Raw genomic sequence first — 16,371 nt, 5'->3', positions numbered from 1 at the left:
GCGGGGGTCAACGAAAGAGGCCGAGCTGCAGGGACGAGCAGGACTTGCCGTCCTCCTCGACGAAGCCGGCGAACTGCTTCACAGGCGGATAAATGTACCCGAACAGGATGCACATTTCGTTGAGCCCGAGGCCGTAGTGGACCTCGATGTCGCGCGTGTTGTTGAACAGGCACGCGTGGCGGATCGCCGTGACGCCGTCGAGATCGAGCGGCGGATCATAGTTCCGGATGTCGCTCGCGAGATCGTAGGCGCCGTCCTCGTAGACGCGGCGCGCGGCGCCGTCCGCCGTCATGAAATCCACGGTGAAACCCTGGGCGAGGTCGTGCGTGTGGGGCATGAACGAGACGACATGGCCGCCGAACACGGTGCACGTGGTGGCGACGTTCTCGGTCGTGTGCGGCGGGATCGAGAAGTCCGCGATCTGCACGACGAACGGCGCGACCTCCTGCGTGAGCTCGCCCGCGGGCATCGTGAAAAAATCGTAGGCGAGCTCGATGCGCTGCGGCTCGGTTTTCGTGTTCAGGAAATGGATGCTCGTCGAGATCTCGCGCGTGGTGTCGAGCACGTAGCCCATTCCCTCGGGAAACTGGATGGTCTCCTCGCCGACGACCTGCGTCGAGTTGGCGAAGAGCACGTCGGGGATGCCGGCGCCCACGTTCGAGAAGGGATCTCCCGCGCCCGGGTGGCAGCCTGGATAAGGGTTCGGCCCGAGAACGGCCTCGATGGGCTTGGCGACCATGTTGGAGTGGTGCAAGCCCGGCGTCGTGTAGAGGCGGCCGCCGTGCACGATCTCGTGCGTGAGCTCGGGGATGGGCCACGAGAGGCAAAACGAGATCTCCTCGCCGGGCGCGAGCGTGCGCGGCGGGGCGACGATCCGAAATCCGCTCTTCGGCGGGGGCGGGAGCGCGAGATCCTGGAGCGGCTCGCCATACGCGACGACGTTGTCCAGATCGAGCTGCGTGTCCGGTTCGTACCGACGCACGGGATCGACACATGCGCCGCGGAACAGGACCTCGCCGCTGCCACAGAGGAGCACGCTCTCTCCTCCACATCCGGACGAGAGCGCGGCGAGGGCGGCGAGGGGAACAAAGATTCGGGTACCCATGGTTGCCCATGATCCCGCGGCGCCCGCAATCGATCCACTCTTTCTGCAAGAACGGAACGTTCGTCGGAATGACGGATTTAAGGAGGGCGTGCGTCGGTCAGTACCCGGCGTCGTGCATGGCCGCCGCGTTGATCTCGAGGGCGCGGGCGCGGCGGGCGGCAGGCGCGGGGGGCGCGGGCGCAGCGGCGGCGGAATCGGAGCTCTTGCGGGCGGCGCTCACGTTGCGCGCGGCGGCGAGGACACGTTGTTTTTCTTTCTCGTCGCGGACGGTGGCGGCGACCGCCTGGAGCCGCTGCTCCGCCTGGGCGAGGGCCTTCGAGGCATCCTCGAAGCGGCCCGCGTTCACGTCCTGCGCGGCGGCGATTGAAATTTCCGCCGCCTCGTGCACGGCGGCGATCGTCCGGGCGCGCGCGTGTTCCGTTCGCGCGACGACCGCGGGATCGTCGGTCAGATCGAAGCGCGCCACGACCTCCTGCACCCGCGGCAAACCCTGCTCCGCGGGGTCGCGGAAGTGCAGGCGCACGCTCGCGAGGGGGCGGGCGCCCGTCACGCTCGCATCCTCGACGCGCACGCGGACGGCCATTTCGCGGTGCTGACCGCCGAACATCGCGCCGAGGGGCACGCGCATCCCGCCGCCCGCGACGGGCGTGGCGCGGGCGCCGGCGACGGAGAGGATCGTGACGCCCGGCGCGGGGACGATCTCGACGACGGCGTCGGTCGCGCGGGTGGCGGCGACGAGGCGCGTCTCCTCGGCGAGCACGTTCGTCATGTCCTCGGGCGAGGCGAGGTGATGCATGCGGCCGCTCGATCGAACGGCGAGGGTGTTCAAGGTGCGCTCGTCGTAGTCGAGGCCGACGCCGAGGGCCGTGACCTGGATGCCGCGCTCGGCGCCGGTCTCGGCGATCGCGCCGAGCAATTCGGGCGAGGTGGGGCCGACGGTGGCGACGCCGTCGGAGATGGCGACGACGCGGCGAACGGGGTGCGAGGCGGGCGCGGACGCGACGCGCAGCTCGGCGAGGCGCAGGCCGTCGAAGAGGTTCGTCCCGCCCGCTGCGCTGAGGTGATCGATCACGGCGTGCATGGTCCGGCGCGTGCCGGGGTCGAGCGAAAAGGGCGCGATGCGGTCCTCGGCGGCGTCCGAGAACGCCTGGATGGAGACGATGTCGCCGTCGGGCAGGCTGTCGACCATGCGATGGGCGGCGGCGCGCGCGTGCTCGATCTTCGCGCCGGACATGGAGCCGGACGTATCGATGACGAGCGCGAGGGCGCTCTTCGCGCGGGCGATCTTGGCGCCCGTGGGGACGTCGACCCACACGCCGAGCAAGGTCTCGCGCTGGCTGCGGAGGATGAAATCACTCGCGGGGGCGGCGCCGATCCACGAGGCATTTTCGCGCGGCGCGTCGCTCGCGGGGCCGGGCTCGGCGGCGCCTCCGGAGGCCACGAGGAGGGTCGCGGGCGCGGGCGTCTTCGGCGCGATGGCAGCGCCTTCCTCCGTGTGCGTAGGGCTCGCGACGGGGGCTTGCGGGACGGCAGCGGCGCATCCGGCGAGCAGGGTGGCCGTGAACAAAGCAATCACCTTCGGTAGCATCGTCGGCTCCTCGTTGGGGGCACGCGTCGCGGGAGTGGCCAGCTCCTCGGGCGCGGCGGCCCGACCTCTTACGGACGAGAGGGGTGAACGATCTTCCGGGCGTGAAGAAGTTTCAAACGCGGCCCGGACGGCCGGCTTTAAGGGGCGCGGCGGCTTCACCGAACTGCCGCGCGTGGGCGGCGAGCAGGGCTGCGACCGCGTGGAGATCGTAGGGCCAGGCGTAGAGGACGGTCACGCCCGGGTGACGCGCGCGGATGCGCGCGAGGGCCTCGGGGATCTCGATCTCGGAATGGACGCCGCCGGGCGTGAGCATGGAGGGAACGACCGTGAGCGTCGTCGCGCCGGCCGCGACGGCCTCGTCCGCGGCGTCCTCGATCGTTGGTGCACAAAATTCGTTGTACGCGACGAACAGCGCGGCCGGGGCGACGAGGGGCCGGAGGGCCGCGGCGACGGAGAGCAGGCCTTTGCGATAGGGATCGTTCGTGTCGGTGCGGGGCCAGGCGCGGATGCGCTGGTCGAGCTCGATCTCCTCGGCGGACGGCGGGCCGCCGGTCGCGTGCCTGCGGCCTTCGAGGGACTTCCAGCGCGTGACGAGCTCCCGCGGGCAATCCTTCGCCGCCGCGCCGTGCCCTACGAGGAGGACCGCCTGCTCGATGCTCGATTCCATGCATTTCTCCTACGACAGTGCCCGAGGCAAACGAGCACGAAAAACCCGAGGGACGGCGGGAGGGCCGAAGAGGGAGGTTGTCCGGGCAGACGACACGAGCAGCTCTCCCCTGCCCCGGGATCACGTCCGCCGCCGCCCGCGCTCCCGCCTCCGCTCCCGCTTCCGCCTCCGCTCCCGCTTCCGCTTCCGAAATCGATCACGACCTCCGCCTTCGAGACGACGAACGGCGGTGACGCGCCCTCCGATTCATACATCGCGAGCAGCTCCTGCCCGTTCGAATCCGTGACGTTCGCCGCCGCCAGGTGCTCGACGTATTTCCGTGTGATCGGCTGATAAAGAACCCGCGCGAACAGCATCCTTTCTCCCGTCAACCCCTCCGGCGCCGCCACCGTGAACGTCGCCTCGTCCCACGAGCGCACACCTCCCGCGCCGTCCCCATACGCGATCTCCCCCGTCGGTCGCGTCGTGGTCGTCGGGACGAACCCCTTCGGCGGAATCCGTGTATCCGAGAGGATCATATCGTGCCGCGCGAGATCCTCGCCCGGCTCGGACGCGGTGCCATTCCAGTGGCCATGCTGCGCGCGGTACACGTGCGTCGGTGGAGACGCCTCGATCTCGCCTTTCGTCGCGTCGTACCCGCCCAGGAGGGACGTCTCCTCGCCGCTCGCATCAACGAGCGAAAGTGCAATCCACGCGCGGCGGCCCTCGGCATAACCCGTCGGGAACTTGTGGCCGGTCAGGTTCTCCACGCGCACCGTGACGGAGAACGGCTCGCCAGGCGCGGACGAGGCAGGCGCGCTCGTGATTTCGATCTTCGCCGCCATGGAGAGCGTCTCCTCCGTGCGCGCGAGGGCCAACGCGAACGCGTCCGGGAACGCCGCGGCGCGCGCGGGGTCCTTCGCCATGACGGCGCGAATGCCGAAGAGGTTTCCGCCGGCGAACACGTGATCCCGTGGATCGTTGCGGAGCGGCGCGACGGGCACGGTCGCGACGGGGAATTCGCCCTTCTTCCGGCGGGTATGGCAATCGACGCAGCTTTGCCCGCCCGGCTGGGCGTACGCGCTCTGCGCCCATTCTTCGTAGGTGGTGTCGAGCGGGAACGCGAGCGCCGTCTCGGCGCCGTCCGCGTCGCGCAGCCGCCGCCCGGGGTTCGTCACCTGGTGGCATTGACCGCAAAACGCGGAGCTCGAAAGCGCGCCGTCGGCAGCCGTCCCGTGGACCTGCGCCACGCTGTCGGCATAAGGGCCGCGTTTGTCGAGGGTATCGTCGTAGACGATCTGCGCGTCCCCGCGATGGTACGGCGCCTCGGGCGGGCCCGAGGTCACGGCACGGTGGCAGGTGTCGCAGCCGACGCCTTGCATGTCGACGGCGTCGAACGCGCTCCCGTCGGGCGGGGTCGCGTGTCCGCGGACAAACGCGATCGGGGAATGGCAACGCAAGCAAAACGTGCCCACGCCGGGTTCGTCCTGGTTCGCGATCGAAAGCGCCGCGCGAAAGACGGGATCCCGCGCAGCATTGCCCATCATGGTCCCGGCCCACCCGTCGTGCGGGAGGTAGCTGCGGTCGCCGTCGTGGCCGCCGCCGTGGCATAACGCGCAGCCGTCGGCCCCTTCGAACTGGCTGCCCTGGCCAAGCTCTCCGGGCTTCGTGCCCGCGAGGTCCTCGAAGCCGGCGGACGCGGAGGCGGGCAGCACGAGGGGCGTGAGGGCGGCAAACGCGACACGGGCGAGCCCTCGAAGGTCCGGCATGCCCGCTTTGTAGCACGGGTACGGCTTGTGATAACGTCGGCCATCATGCCCCGCCCCCGCTCCACCTCGTATGTCTTGTTGTCCCTTTTCACGCTCGCCGCATCGATCGTCGGGGTCGCGACCACGGAGGCCGGGTGCGCCAGCGCGACGCCGTGCGAGATCAACAGCGACTGCATCGAGGGCGCGTGCGTCGACGGCGAGTGCAAGCGCGAGTGCGCCGACTCCGAGCGCGACTGCAAGGCTGGATTTCGGTGTTATGCCGGCCAGTGTTTGCCCGACGAGGGCCAGGGCGGCGGCGGGCCCGGCTCCGGCGGCATGGGCGGTGCAGGCGGCCTCGGGGGAATGGGCGGCGCGCCGAGCAGCAGCGCGTCGTCGAGCAGCAGCGCGTCATCGAGCAGCAGTTCCTCGTCGAGCAGCAGTTCCTCGTCGAGCAGCGCTTCGAGCGGCTCCGGGGGCGGCGGCGGCGGCGCGACGAAAGGCGAGCTCGATCTGTGCGCGGCCGACGGAGAATGCGAAGCAGGGCTCACGTGCGAGCCGATGTGGAAAAACGGGCCGAAACGCTGCACGCGCGCCTGCATCGCGGACGGCGGCTGCCCGAGCGGGATGCGCTGCAGCGCGGTGGGCTCCGAGAAATACTGCACGGCGAGCGACGTCGGAAAGACGTGCGCGAATGCCTCGGCCTGCAATTTCGGCTGCCTCGAAGGTCCAGGGTATTGCACGGTGGCTTGCGCCACGGGCTCGGAATGCCCGAACGGCTATGGGTGCATGCCCGTCGGCAGCCCGCCCACGAAGGTCTGCGTGAAGGCCGAGGCGTATTGCGAGTCCGGAAACACGTCCGCGTGCATCGTGCCGGCCGCGTGTGACACGAGCTCGCTGCTCGTCGGGGCCTGCACGCTGGCCTGTACGACGAACGCCGATTGCCCGCAGCGGGCCTCGCTCCTCGCGCCCTGGACCTGCACGAACGGCCTCTGCGCGCGGCCGCCGGACGTGTTCGGCCCGATGCCCGGCGGCAGCTCGCCCACCGAATGGCATTGTGATCCGTTCGGCAACACCGTGAACCTCTGCAACGACGCCCAGCACATGAACTTCCAGCAGTTCACGATCCCGCCGCCGCCGGCGGTGAACTGCGCCTCGCCCGTCTCGTTCGAGGGCCCGGCTGGGGACGCGTGCGTGGATTCGTGCCGGTACCAGGGCGCCTGCGCCTTTGGTTTTTCCTGTACGGCCGTCGGCAACATCCAGGGTGGGCGCATCGGCCTCTGCCTGCCCACGGGCGCGGGCGAGGTGGGCGCGGCCTGTGCGAACGACACGCAATGCGTGTTCGGTTATTGCAACAACGGCAAATGCACCCGCGATTGCACGGCCGACGGGGTCTGTCCGAATGGAACGACGTGCACGGCCGCCGGGGGCGCAGCGCCGAACGTGGAGGGGATGCCGTTCCGGAGATGCCTTTGAGCCGCCCCACCGTGGGACGTCCAACCTTCCGACCCCCAACGATCAGAGCGTGTCGCGCGCGTCCGGATCGAGCCTGCGGATCGCGTCGCGGATGAGGTCCGGGATGGGGACCGGTCGGCCCGTGTTCGGGGCGAGCAACACGACGACGGCGCTCCCGGTGGCGACGACGGCCTGCTGGCCCACCGACGTCATGCGGTAGTCCATGGTCAGGCTCGTGCGGCCGAGGCGGGTCGTCTTGCCTTCGACGCGCACGCTGTCGGGCCAGAAGACCGGGCGGAGGAAGTCGACGGAGGTCGAGGCGAGCACGGGCGTCTGCGACGCGCCGGTCGAGAGGTCGACGCCGATCATGCGCAGGTAGGCGAGCCGCGTCTCTTCGAGCCAGCCGAAGTACCGCGTGTTGTTGACGTGCCCGAGCGCGTCGATGTCGCCCCAGAGCACCGCGATCTCCTGACAAACCGAGAACCGCGCGGCCGCAGGAGGCGGGGGAGGCGCGAACGTGGTGGAGCTGCGCCCCGTGGGCTTGTCGAAGCGATCGGAAGACAAGGCAACCTCGTGGATCTGACGCCGCGTTCGCCCGTCCCCGCGAAGGCGGAACGTGCGCCCGCAAGGGAGGGTGGCTGTGTAGTTTCCGCGGCGTCAAGCCTGTGGCATGCTCGACCGCAGGGAGAGCGAGGACCAATGCTCGGACGACGTCGTTGGATCGGGACTGTAGCCGGCCTTTGTTTGCTGTCGGCGCTCGGGGTGGGTTGCGGGAAGAAGGACGGCGGAGGCGCGGGCCCGGAGCCTGCCTCGAACGAGTGGAAGGTGGGCGCCTACCTCAGCCTCTCCGGCGCCGAGACGCAGTTCGGGAAGGACACGCAAGAAGGCACCGAGCTCGCGGTCGAGGAGATCAACGCGAAGGGCGGCGTGAAGGGCAAGAAGGTCCGCGTGCTCTTCGAGGACGACAAGTCGAACCCGCAGGAGGCGTCGAACAAGGTCCTTCAGCTCATCAACCGGGACAAGGTCGTCGCGCTGCTCGGCGAGGTCGCGTCGTCACGCTCGAAGGCCGGCGGCATCGTCGCGAACAAGAACAAGATCCCGATGATCTCGCCCTCGTCGACGAACCCGGACGTGACGAAGGTCGGTCCGTTCGTCTTCCGCGTCTGCTTCACGGACGACGTGCAGGGCCAGATGGGCGCGCGGTTCGTCAAGAACAAGCTGAACAAGAGCAAGGTCGCGGTGCTCTATGCCTCGGACGACCTCTACTCCTCGGGGCTCGCGAACGAGTTCAAGAGCGAAGCGAAGAAGCTCGGCATGACCATCGTCGCCGAGAAGAGCTTCCTCAAGAACGAGACGAACTTCACGACGTACCTGAACGAGATCAAGAGCGCCGAGCCCGAGGCGATCTACGCGCCGGTCTACTACAACGCGATGGTGCCGATCGCGCGGCAGGCGAAGGCCGCGGGGATCCCGGGGAACATGTTCGTCGGCGGCGACGGCTGGCACTCGGACTCGCTCGTAAACGACGCGGGCGAGGAGATGGAGGGCGCGTACTTCACGAACCACTTCTCCCCGGACATGCCCTCGCCGAGCTCGCAGGCGTTCGTGAAGAGGTACGTGGAGAAGTACAAGCGCGAGCCGAGCGCGCTCGCAGCGCAAGGCTACGACTCGGCGATGCTGCTCTTCGACGCGATGGGCCGCGCGAAGGGCGACACGCCCGAGTCGATCCGCGACGCGATCGCCGAGACGAAGAACTTCCAGGGCGCGACGGGCGCGATCACCATCGACGCCGAGCGCAACGCCGAGAAGCCCATCGTGATCGTGCAGATCAAGGGCAAGAAGTTCACGTACTTCGACACGGTGACGGCGAAGTAGCCCGACCTCAGCCTGCCACCACGAGCGCACGCGTGGCCGCGCGCGCCGCCTCGGCCTCGGCGAGGGCCTCCTCCTCGGCGCGCGCGTCACGATCGTTCGTGGCGTCGAGGGGCGTGTCCTCGGCCGTCCGTTCGAGCGCGGCGAGCGCGTCCGGCGCGACCGTCTCCATCCAGCGTCGCATCGGGGCGTACGTGCGGAGCTCCCGCTTGATGCGCGGGATCTCGCCGGCGCCGGCCGTCTCCGGGTTCGTCGCGGCGCGCACGGCGTCGATGAGCAGCTCTTCGCGCGCGGAGAGCGGCAGATCGTGCCCGGCCCGCGTGGCGAGCTCCGCAGCGGCCTTCAGATCCCCCTGCCGGATACGCGAGAGCAGGCGCACGCGGAAGAGGGCGCGGCTCTTGAACGGGTATGCCGGAGGCAACGAGGCGAGCTCGGCTTCGGCCTCCGCGTGTCGATCCATGGCCGCGAGGAGGAAGGCGCGCTCGCTGATCAGATCGGGCAGGAGGATGTCGGAGGCCGAGATGCGGACGGTGTACTGCGTGAGCCGCGCGAGGCCCCGATCGCAGAGCTCGAGGGCGCGCCGAAGATCACTCGTCCTCTCGGCGATGCGCGCGAGCGCGAGATCAGCCTGTGCGGCGAGGATCGAGAGGCGGCTCGACGAGAGGCGCTCGAGCGCCGCGCCGCCCGCGGCGAGATCACCCTTCGCGACGAGGTTCAGCGCGGTGAACAGATCCTTCGATTCCTTGCGCGCCCGGAGGAACCAGTAGACACGGACGCCGACGAGCGCGGCGAAGACCGCGAAGACGATCAGGCCGAGCGGCAGGGTCGGATCCATCGGCTCTTCGTATTCAAACCCGCCGTCGCTCTCCGCGCCCGAGGGCGAGAGCACCTGGTAGACGGCGACGAAGAGGGCCACGAGCACGGCCCACAACGCGATGATCCGGCCGGCCTTTGGCCGGTTCCTCGCAGGCGTGGTCTTCGCGGCCGCCTTGCGCGCCTCCGCGACGGCCACCTTCGCGGCCTCGGTGGCTTCGGCCGCGGGCATCTCGCCGGTCTTGTCGGGCCGCGCGCCGGAGACCTCGACGAAGGGCGCGGCCTCGGGCACGACCTGCGCGATCCAGTCGGCGAGCGGCGGCTCCTCGCTGTCGGCGTCGCGCTTGGCACCCTTGCGATACACGCTCGTCGCGGTCGTCTCGAGCATGCGCTGGAAGGCGCGGACGATCGTGCGCTCGCGGCGGTCCGTGGCGTCGAAGAGCAATTCGTGGTGCGTGACGAGGTGCTCGCGCAACGCCTCGCGATCGCCCGCGCGTTCGAGCAGGATCGCCTCGGCGAGGGCGATGCGGCCGAGGCCTTGCGGCAACACGTCGGGGCTCTCGCGCACGGCCTCGATGTCCTCACGCGCGCCCGCGCGCTCCCCGCTCGCCGCGCGCAAGAAGGCGCGCATGCCGCGCGCGTTCACGATGTGCATCCGGAGCTGCGCGCGGGAGAGGACGCCGAGCGGGGACGTGATGGCGCGATCGAGGTGCGCGATCGCCGCCGGAATGTCGCCCCTGCGCATGTCGATGAGGCCACGCTGCACGGCGGCGACGCAGGTGATGACCGGTTGCGCGCGGCCCTGCTCGGCGCGATCGAGGTGCGCCTCGGCCTCGGCGAAGCGGCCTCGGTTGATGAGATCAAACGAGGTGTTGACGATCTGCACGCCCACGCCCATCCGCCGGCCCACGAGGCCGAGGACGGCGAACACCCCGCCGAGCACGGCGCAGAGCGGGCCGAGGATCATGATCCCTGCGCTCGTCGCACCGAACAGGACGAACAGGCCGAGGCTGTAGAGGCCCACGAGCAGGAGGAACCCGCCCATGACGACGAGCATGGTGTGGTACCGATGCGTCGCGTGGCGGGGCACGTTGTTCGAGGCAGGTGCGCTCATCGTGGTGGAGGTCGGCGGGCCGCGGCCCTCCCGCGGCGCGCCTTCGGCCCCATCCTAAGCCGACATGAACCCTGCGATGTTGACGATCCTCGACGGACCGATGGGAACGGAGCTCGCCGCGCGAGGCGTCCCCACGCCCGCGCCGCTCTGGAGTGCGCTCGCGCTCGACCACGCGCCCGAGGTCGTGTCGGCGATCCACCACGAATACGCGGCCGCGGGCGCGACCGTGCACACGGCAAACACGTTCCGAACCAAGCGGAGGAGCGCGGGCGCGCGCTGGGAGGTGCTCGCGCGGAGGGCGGTCGCGCTCGCGTATGAAGCCGTGCCGGCGGGGCATCGGATCGCGGGGAGCGTGGCGCCGCTCGAAGATTGTTATCGACCGGATCTCTCCCCGACGAACCCCCGGCTGGAGCACCGCGAGCTTTGCGAGGTGCTCGCGGACGCGGGGGTGGATTTGATCCTTTGCGAGACGTTTCCGCACGTGGGCGAGGCGCTCGTGGCGGTGGAGGAGGCCGTGCGGACGGGTTTGCCCGTATGGGCGGCGTTCACCGCGGGCCCGGACGCGGATCTGCTGACGCCGGCGGAGGTCCTCGTGGGCGCGCGGGAGGCTGCAGCGCGGGGGGCGAGCGCCGTGTTGATCAATTGCACGAAGGCGACACGGACGCGGACGTTCGTGGAAAAACTCGCGCAGGCGGGAATTCCATTCGGTGTTTATGCCAATGCGGGCGCCGTGGAGGAGGGCATGGGCTGGGGAATGACCACGCGCGGGGCGGATCTTTATGCGGATCTGGCGGAGGCCTGGATCCAGGCGGGGGCGACGATCGTGGGCGGATGCTGCGGGACGGGCCCGCTCCACGTGCGGGCGATCGTCGAGCGCGCGCGCGGAGTTCGTTGATGTTCGGAAACCTTGGGGGTCGTACCATCGTGCAGGCGCCCGCGTGCAGGACGGGCGCGGCGAGAAATGGGAGGGACAAGCCGAGAGCACGAAGGCAATGAGGGGCCACGTAGGCGCGTCTCCGATGGGTGCAGCTCAAGTCGCAGGACCGGGCGTCGAGCTTGTCCGGGGCGCTCGCGCTCCTCGGCGGCGCCGCGCTCGTGACCGCCGCACGTCGCCGCCGTCGTCGCTGATGGACGCCGTCAAACCCGTTCGAGGATCGTGGCGATGCCCTGGCCGCCGCCGATGCACAAGGTGACGAGCGCGGTCTGCGCGTTGCGGCGCTCGAGCTCGTCGAGCGCGGTGCCGAGCAGCATCGCGCCCGTCGCGCCGAGCGGGTGGCCGAGCGCGATCGAGCCGCCGTTGACGTTCACCCGATCCGGGTCGATCCCGAGCGCGCGCGTCGTTTGCAGCACGACGCCCGCGAAGGCCTCGTTGATCTCCCACAGGTCGATGTCACGCGCGTCCATCCCCGCGGCGCGCAGCGCTTTCAGGCTCGCGGGCGCCGGCCCCGTGAGCATGAGCAAGGGCTCGGTCCCGACGCTCGCCATCGCGAGGATCCGGGCGCGCGGCTTGACGCCTTTCTCCTTCACGTACCGCTCCGACGCGAGCACCACCGCGGCCGCGCCGTCGACGATGCCGCTCGAATTGCCGGCCGTGTGGACGTGCCGGATCTCCTTCGCGTGCGGGTACGCCGCGAGCGCGATCTGATCGAGCGTCTCGCCGTTCGGACCGGCCGGCGCGCTCCCGAGCGCGACGAACGCGGGCTCGAGCGCGGCGAGCCCCTCGGCTGTCGTGTTCGGCCGCGGGAACTCGTCTTTCGCGAGCAGCGCCGCGCCCGTCGCGGGATCCGTCACGGGGATGAGCGAGCGCGCAAAGCGCTTCTCCTCGATGGCGCGCGCCGCATTCTTCTGCGAGCGCAACGCCACGCCGTCGATCTCCTCGCGCGTAAAGCCTTCCAGCGTGGCGATCAGGTCGGCGCTGATGCCTTGCGGCACCTGGAACACGCGCTTGCGGAGCTGCGTGTTGCCGCCGTCCTGCCCGCCGCCGTCGGCGCCCATGGGGACACGCGACATGCTCTCCACGCCGCCGGCGACGACGAGGTCCATCGCGCCCGAGCCGACCGCCATGGCGCCGAAGTTGACCGCCTGGAGACCCGAGGCGCAGAAGCGGTTGAGCGAGACGCCTGGTATCTCGTCAGGCCACCCCGCCGCGAGCACCGCGTTCCGGGCGAGGTTCGCGCCTTGCTCGCCGACCTGCGAGACGATGCCCGCCATCACGTCCTCCACCTCGCGCGGATCGAAGCCCGCGCGCTGCGGGAGCGCCCGGAGCACCTGCGCGAAGAGCTCCTGCGGGTGGACGCTCGTCAGCGCCCCCTTCCCCAGCTTGCCCCGACCTCGCGGCGTCCGTGCAGCGTCGATGATGTAGCTCGTGCCCATGATGATCGCTCCCTTCGTATGACCTTCATCATATGATGATCATCATGCGACCTGTCAAGCGGGGGGCTCCTGGGAGAGCGAGACGACATTCATTGATGCTTCGGCCCGTCGAGGCTCGTAGCATCGCGGAGGCGCGCTTCCATCGACGGCGCGCCGACGTGGATCCTCTTGCCTTGGAGATATCGCGATGAAGCTCCTTCGTGCTCTCGTCTTGTCCCTCCCGTTCCTCGCCGCGCCCGTCCTGCACGCGGGGGATACGCAGGCGTGCGGCGGCTGCATCGTCAGCCAGTCCGAGTCCACGCAGGTCACCGGACACCGGATGATCCTGTCGATCTCGCAGCAGCAGACGACCCTCTGGGATCAGATCACCTACGCTGGCGACCCCTCGTCGTTCGCGTGGGTGCTGCCGATCAAGGGGCAGGTGGAGGTCGGGCTCTCGTCGGACGCGCTCTTCTCGACGCTCGAGGAGAGCACGCGGGTGCAGATCAACTCGCCCACCATCGATTGCTCGTTCTGCGGCTCGAACGGCCAGGGCGGCGCGGGCGGCACGGGCGGCGCGAACAACGGCGGCGGCGGCGTGGTCATCATCGCCGAGGAGGTCGTGGGGCCTTACGCCACCGTGCAGCTCTCCTCGCAGGACCCGAACGCGCTCGCCACCTGGCTCACGACGAACGGCTACAACGTCCCAGCCGACATCCAGCCGGTCATCGACACGTACGTACAAGAGGGGTTCAACTTCCTCGCGCTCAAGCTCGTGCCCGGGCAAGGGATCGACTCGATGCGCCCCGTGCGCGTCACCTCTGACGGCGCGTCGCTCTCGTTGCCGCTGCGCATGGTGGCCGCGGGGACGGGCGCGAAGACGCCGATCAACTTGTGGGTCCTCGGCGAGGGTCGGTACGAGCCGAAGAACTTCCCGCACTTCGTGATCAAGCAAGCGGATCTCGTGTGGAACTGGGACACGCAGTCGAGCAACTACAAGGAGCTCCGGCAAAACGCGTTCGACGCATCCGGCGGCAAGGCGTGGCTGATCGAGGCGAGCGAGTCGTTCTCGTCGTTCTACTTGGAGGAGGGTCTCCTCTATCTGGCCGAGAACAATCCCTCGGAGAGCGGGTATGGCGGGGAGCCCGGAGGGCCGACCGCGCTCGAGGAGTGCCAGGCCGACCTCGACAAACTCTACGGTTCGATCCCCAAGGCGAGCCAGTGGGTGACCCGGATGAGCGCCGAGCTCACGCGCCCGGCGCTCGCGGCCGATCTCGTCGTCGGCGCGGCGGCCGATCAGTCGACGGTCGCGCGCTTCCTGACCGTCAACAAGTCGGTGGGCACGGCGCCCAGTTGCCCGTGCGGCCCGATCGGCGAAGGAGGCGGGGGGGCCATGGGCGGAGCGAACGGAGGGAACGGCGGGAACGGCGCCTCGGACAGCGGCGGCGGATGCGCCGTCGGCGGGGCGTCGAGCCTGCCCGGGGCGCTCACGCTCTTCGGCGGCGCGGCGCTCGTGTCCGCCCTGCGTCGCCGCCGTCGTCGCTGACGGCCGCTCGCTCGTTTGCTGCCCACCGAGTTGACATGATGGATGTCATATGACATCCATCATGCATGAAGAAGGAGCCCCTCTCCAAGGCCGAGCGCTGGGAGCGCACGCATGAAACGCTGCGGCTCACGGCCGCGCGCCTCTTGCGCACGCGAGGCCTGCGGCTGCCGTCGGTGGCCGACGTCATGAAGGGCGCGAAACTGACGGTCGGCGGCTTTTACGGGCACTGGGAGAGCAAGGAGGCGCTCTTCGAAGAGGCCCTGCGCGACGCGCTGCGGAGCAACTGGTCCGCGCTCGTGCAAGAGGCGCGCGGGGAGACGGCGAAGGAGCGGCTCACGTGGATCCTGCGCCGTTACCTCTCCCGCTCGCACCGCGACAACCCGGAAGCCGGCTGCCCGCTGCCTTCCTCGCTCAGCGACATCTCCGTGCTCGGCGCGCCGTACCAGAAGGCGTTCGCCGAGGAGGTCGAGCACCTAGCCGCGGAGCTCGGCGAGATCGCCGGGCCGATCGGGGGCAAGCAGCTCGTGCTCGGGCTCTTCGCCTTGATGGTCGGCGGCCTGAGCTTGGCCCGCGCCACGGAGGGGACGCCGCTCTCGGACTCCATTCTCGCGGCGAGCCGCGCGCTCGCCTACGCCGCCCTCGATCGCGCCGAGCAAAAAGCCTCGGAGAAGGACGAACCATGACGACGACCGAAGAGACCCCCTGGTTGAAGAAGATGCGCGCGATCCTGAAAGGCGCCGAGCCGCCGCCGATCGCCAAGCTGATCGGCTTCGAGCTCGTCGACGTCGGCCCCGGCTCGGCGATCTTCACGCTGGTCGGCGATCCGAGCCGGCACGCGAATCCGATGGGCACGATGCACGGCGGCGTGCTGGTCGATCTCGGCGACGCCGCGATGGGCTTCGCCATGGCGAGCACGCTCGGCGAGGGCGAGAGCTTCACGACGGTGGAACTCAAAGCAAATTATTTCAAACCCGTATGGACAGCGCGCCTGCGCGCCGAGGCGCGGATGGTGAAGCGGTCGCGATCGCTCGGGTATATCGAGTGCGATATCGTGGACGAGGAGAAAGCGCTGGTGTGCAAGCTCGGCAGCACGTGCATGGTGCTGCGCGGCGAAGCGGCGGCCGGTCGCTGAAAGGATTCCGCCGCGCCGCGCGCCTACGTCATTCGCATCCGATGCGGGTCTTGGCGAGGGCCACGTCGTCGAACCACAGGTTCATTTCCTGCCCGGCATAACTCTCCCAGCCAAGCTTCAGGTCCGTGAGCTTCGGCTTCCAGCCCGGCTTCTGCGTGAGCCATTGTTGATCGACGTCGGGCGTCGGCGTGCCGTCGATGACGAGGCCCGCGACGTCGGTGCCGTCGACCCAGGTCCGGATCGCGCCCGCAGCGCCGTCGACCTGGAACTCGATGCAGCGCCATTGGTTCGCCGTGAGCGGGACGCTCATCCCGATGCCGGTGGGGCTGAGCGAGGGCAAGGTGGCGTCGTCGGATTCGCGGTTCCACATGAGGATCTTGCTCTGGCCGCCCATGCGGAGATCCTTGTTGTTGTCGTTCGTGTCCCGCATCGTCATGAACGTCGTGTGGCCGTCGCCCTGCGCGGCCGACATGCGCACGTAGAAGCGGCCATAAAAGACGTCGCCGAGCTCCGCGAACGCCGCAGTGTGAGAAAGGAAGATGTGATCGCAATAGGTGCCCTTGCCCGTCACGAGCACCGAGTTCTTGCCGCTGTGCGCCTGGGTCGAGTCGACGGCGAGCGTGCCCGCGCCCATGCAGTTCGGGCTGACGACCGCCCAGCGCGCGGGATCGGGCGCTTGGCCGGCCGTCGCGGCCTCGAAATCGTCACAAAGGGGCAAACCCGTGCAATGGAAGGCGCTGCCGCCCGCGCCGCCGGTGCCGCCCATTCCGCCCATTCCGCCCATTCCGCCGCTCGCGGAGCTCGAGCTCGACGCGGACATCCCCCCCGCCCCGCCCTGCCCTCCGCCGCCGGCCTGACCGCCGCTGCCGCCCTGACCACCGCCCGCGCCGCCGGATCCGCCTTCGCCCTCGTCGCAGGCGACCAGCGGGATGGCGAGGACGAGGGAGAGAAACACGTGAGGAAGCATCGTTCGTAGGTTCATCAGGGCTGCCTACCAGGGTTT

At 69.5% G+C, this 16,371-nt stretch carries 14 protein-coding genes; 6 read left to right on the top strand and 8 right to left on the bottom strand.

The annotated features are described in order from the left end of the window. Positions 1 to 7: 7 nt before the first annotated feature. From QHF89_RS34800 to QHF89_RS34785, 4 genes are all read right to left on the bottom strand, one after another. Positions 8 to 1,105 carry a monooxygenase gene (locus QHF89_RS34800; RefSeq protein WP_136967420.1) on the bottom strand — a complete coding sequence of 366 codons (1,098 nt, stop codon included), beginning with the start codon at positions 1,103 to 1,105 and terminating at the stop codon, positions 8 to 10. A 97-nt stretch (positions 1,106 to 1,202) separates the two neighbouring features. Continuing rightward, complete coding sequence (locus QHF89_RS34795; RefSeq protein WP_284721303.1) at positions 1,203 to 2,693, bottom strand: vWA domain-containing protein; 1,491 nt, start codon at positions 2,691 to 2,693, stop codon at positions 1,203 to 1,205. 112 nt (positions 2,694 to 2,805) lie between these two features. After that, on the bottom strand, positions 2,806 to 3,360 hold the full coding sequence (locus tag QHF89_RS34790; RefSeq protein WP_136967419.1) for a CbiX/SirB N-terminal domain-containing protein: 555 nt from the start codon (positions 3,358 to 3,360) through the stop codon (positions 2,806 to 2,808). Beyond that, entirely contained in the window at positions 3,324 to 5,108 is a 1,785-nt protein-coding gene (locus tag QHF89_RS34785; protein WP_136967418.1) for a hypothetical protein, read from the bottom strand. Before QHF89_RS34785 ends, QHF89_RS34790 begins: the two co-directional genes overlap by 37 nt. A 45-nt stretch (positions 5,109 to 5,153) precedes the next feature. On the opposite strand from QHF89_RS34785, the gene QHF89_RS34780 reads away from it, so the two are divergent. Further along, entirely contained in the window at positions 5,154 to 6,560 is a 1,407-nt protein-coding gene (locus QHF89_RS34780; protein ID WP_284721302.1) for a hypothetical protein, read from the top strand. A gap of 42 nt (positions 6,561 to 6,602) precedes the next feature. Here QHF89_RS34780 and QHF89_RS34775 read toward each other — a convergent pair whose 3' ends face one another. After that, positions 6,603 to 7,103 (bottom strand): acyl-CoA thioesterase, encoded by a 501-nt coding sequence (locus tag QHF89_RS34775; protein WP_284721301.1) that lies wholly within the window; start codon positions 7,101 to 7,103, stop codon positions 6,603 to 6,605. 180 nt (positions 7,104 to 7,283) lie between these two features. Between QHF89_RS34775 and QHF89_RS34770 the strand changes: the two genes are divergently transcribed. Next, a complete protein-coding gene (locus QHF89_RS34770) occupies positions 7,284 to 8,414 on the top strand; it encodes an ABC transporter substrate-binding protein (protein WP_284721300.1) in 1,131 nt (376 codons plus the stop codon). A 7-nt stretch (positions 8,415 to 8,421) separates the two neighbouring features. Here the strand turns inward: QHF89_RS34770 and QHF89_RS34765 are convergent, their stop codons facing one another. Continuing rightward, positions 8,422 to 10,338, bottom strand: a complete 1,917-nt coding sequence (locus tag QHF89_RS34765; protein WP_136967415.1) for an ATP-binding protein — start codon at positions 10,336 to 10,338, stop codon at positions 8,422 to 8,424. Positions 10,339 to 10,402: 64 nt separating this feature from the next. Between QHF89_RS34765 and QHF89_RS34760 the strand changes: the two genes are divergently transcribed. Beyond that, positions 10,403 to 11,233 carry a homocysteine S-methyltransferase family protein gene (locus QHF89_RS34760; RefSeq protein ID WP_136967414.1) on the top strand — a complete coding sequence of 277 codons (831 nt, stop codon included), beginning with the start codon at positions 10,403 to 10,405 and terminating at the stop codon, positions 11,231 to 11,233. 242 nt (positions 11,234 to 11,475) lie between these two features. On the opposite strand, the gene QHF89_RS34755 is transcribed toward QHF89_RS34760, so the two are convergent. Then, positions 11,476 to 12,711 (bottom strand): acetyl-CoA C-acetyltransferase, encoded by a 1,236-nt coding sequence (locus QHF89_RS34755; RefSeq protein WP_136967413.1) that lies wholly within the window; start codon positions 12,709 to 12,711, stop codon positions 11,476 to 11,478. A gap of 187 nt (positions 12,712 to 12,898) precedes the next feature. Between QHF89_RS34755 and QHF89_RS34750 the strand changes: the two genes are divergently transcribed. From QHF89_RS34750 to QHF89_RS34740, 3 genes are all read left to right on the top strand, one after another. Continuing rightward, a complete protein-coding gene (locus tag QHF89_RS34750; protein ID WP_136935693.1) occupies positions 12,899 to 14,236 on the top strand; it encodes a DUF2330 domain-containing protein in 1,338 nt (445 codons plus the stop codon). A 65-nt stretch (positions 14,237 to 14,301) separates the two neighbouring features. Continuing rightward, a complete protein-coding gene (locus QHF89_RS34745; RefSeq protein WP_136935694.1) occupies positions 14,302 to 14,919 on the top strand; it encodes a TetR/AcrR family transcriptional regulator in 618 nt (205 codons plus the stop codon). Further along, positions 14,916 to 15,368, top strand: a complete 453-nt coding sequence (locus QHF89_RS34740) for a PaaI family thioesterase (protein ID WP_136935695.1) — start codon at positions 14,916 to 14,918, stop codon at positions 15,366 to 15,368. The genes QHF89_RS34745 and QHF89_RS34740 overlap by 4 nt, the downstream gene beginning before the upstream one ends. 28 nt (positions 15,369 to 15,396) lie before the next feature. On the opposite strand, the gene QHF89_RS34735 is transcribed toward QHF89_RS34740, so the two are convergent. After that, positions 15,397 to 16,350, bottom strand: coding sequence for a hydrolase (locus QHF89_RS34735; protein WP_136967412.1), 954 nt, complete (start codon positions 16,348 to 16,350; stop codon positions 15,397 to 15,399). Positions 16,351 to 16,371: the final 21 nt, after the last annotated feature.

This window comes from Polyangium sorediatum (assembly GCF_029946465.1).
GTDB lineage: Bacteria > Myxococcota_A > Polyangia > Polyangiales > Polyangiaceae > Polyangium > Polyangium fumosum.
This window is presented reverse-complemented; position numbering and strand designations above follow the sequence as displayed.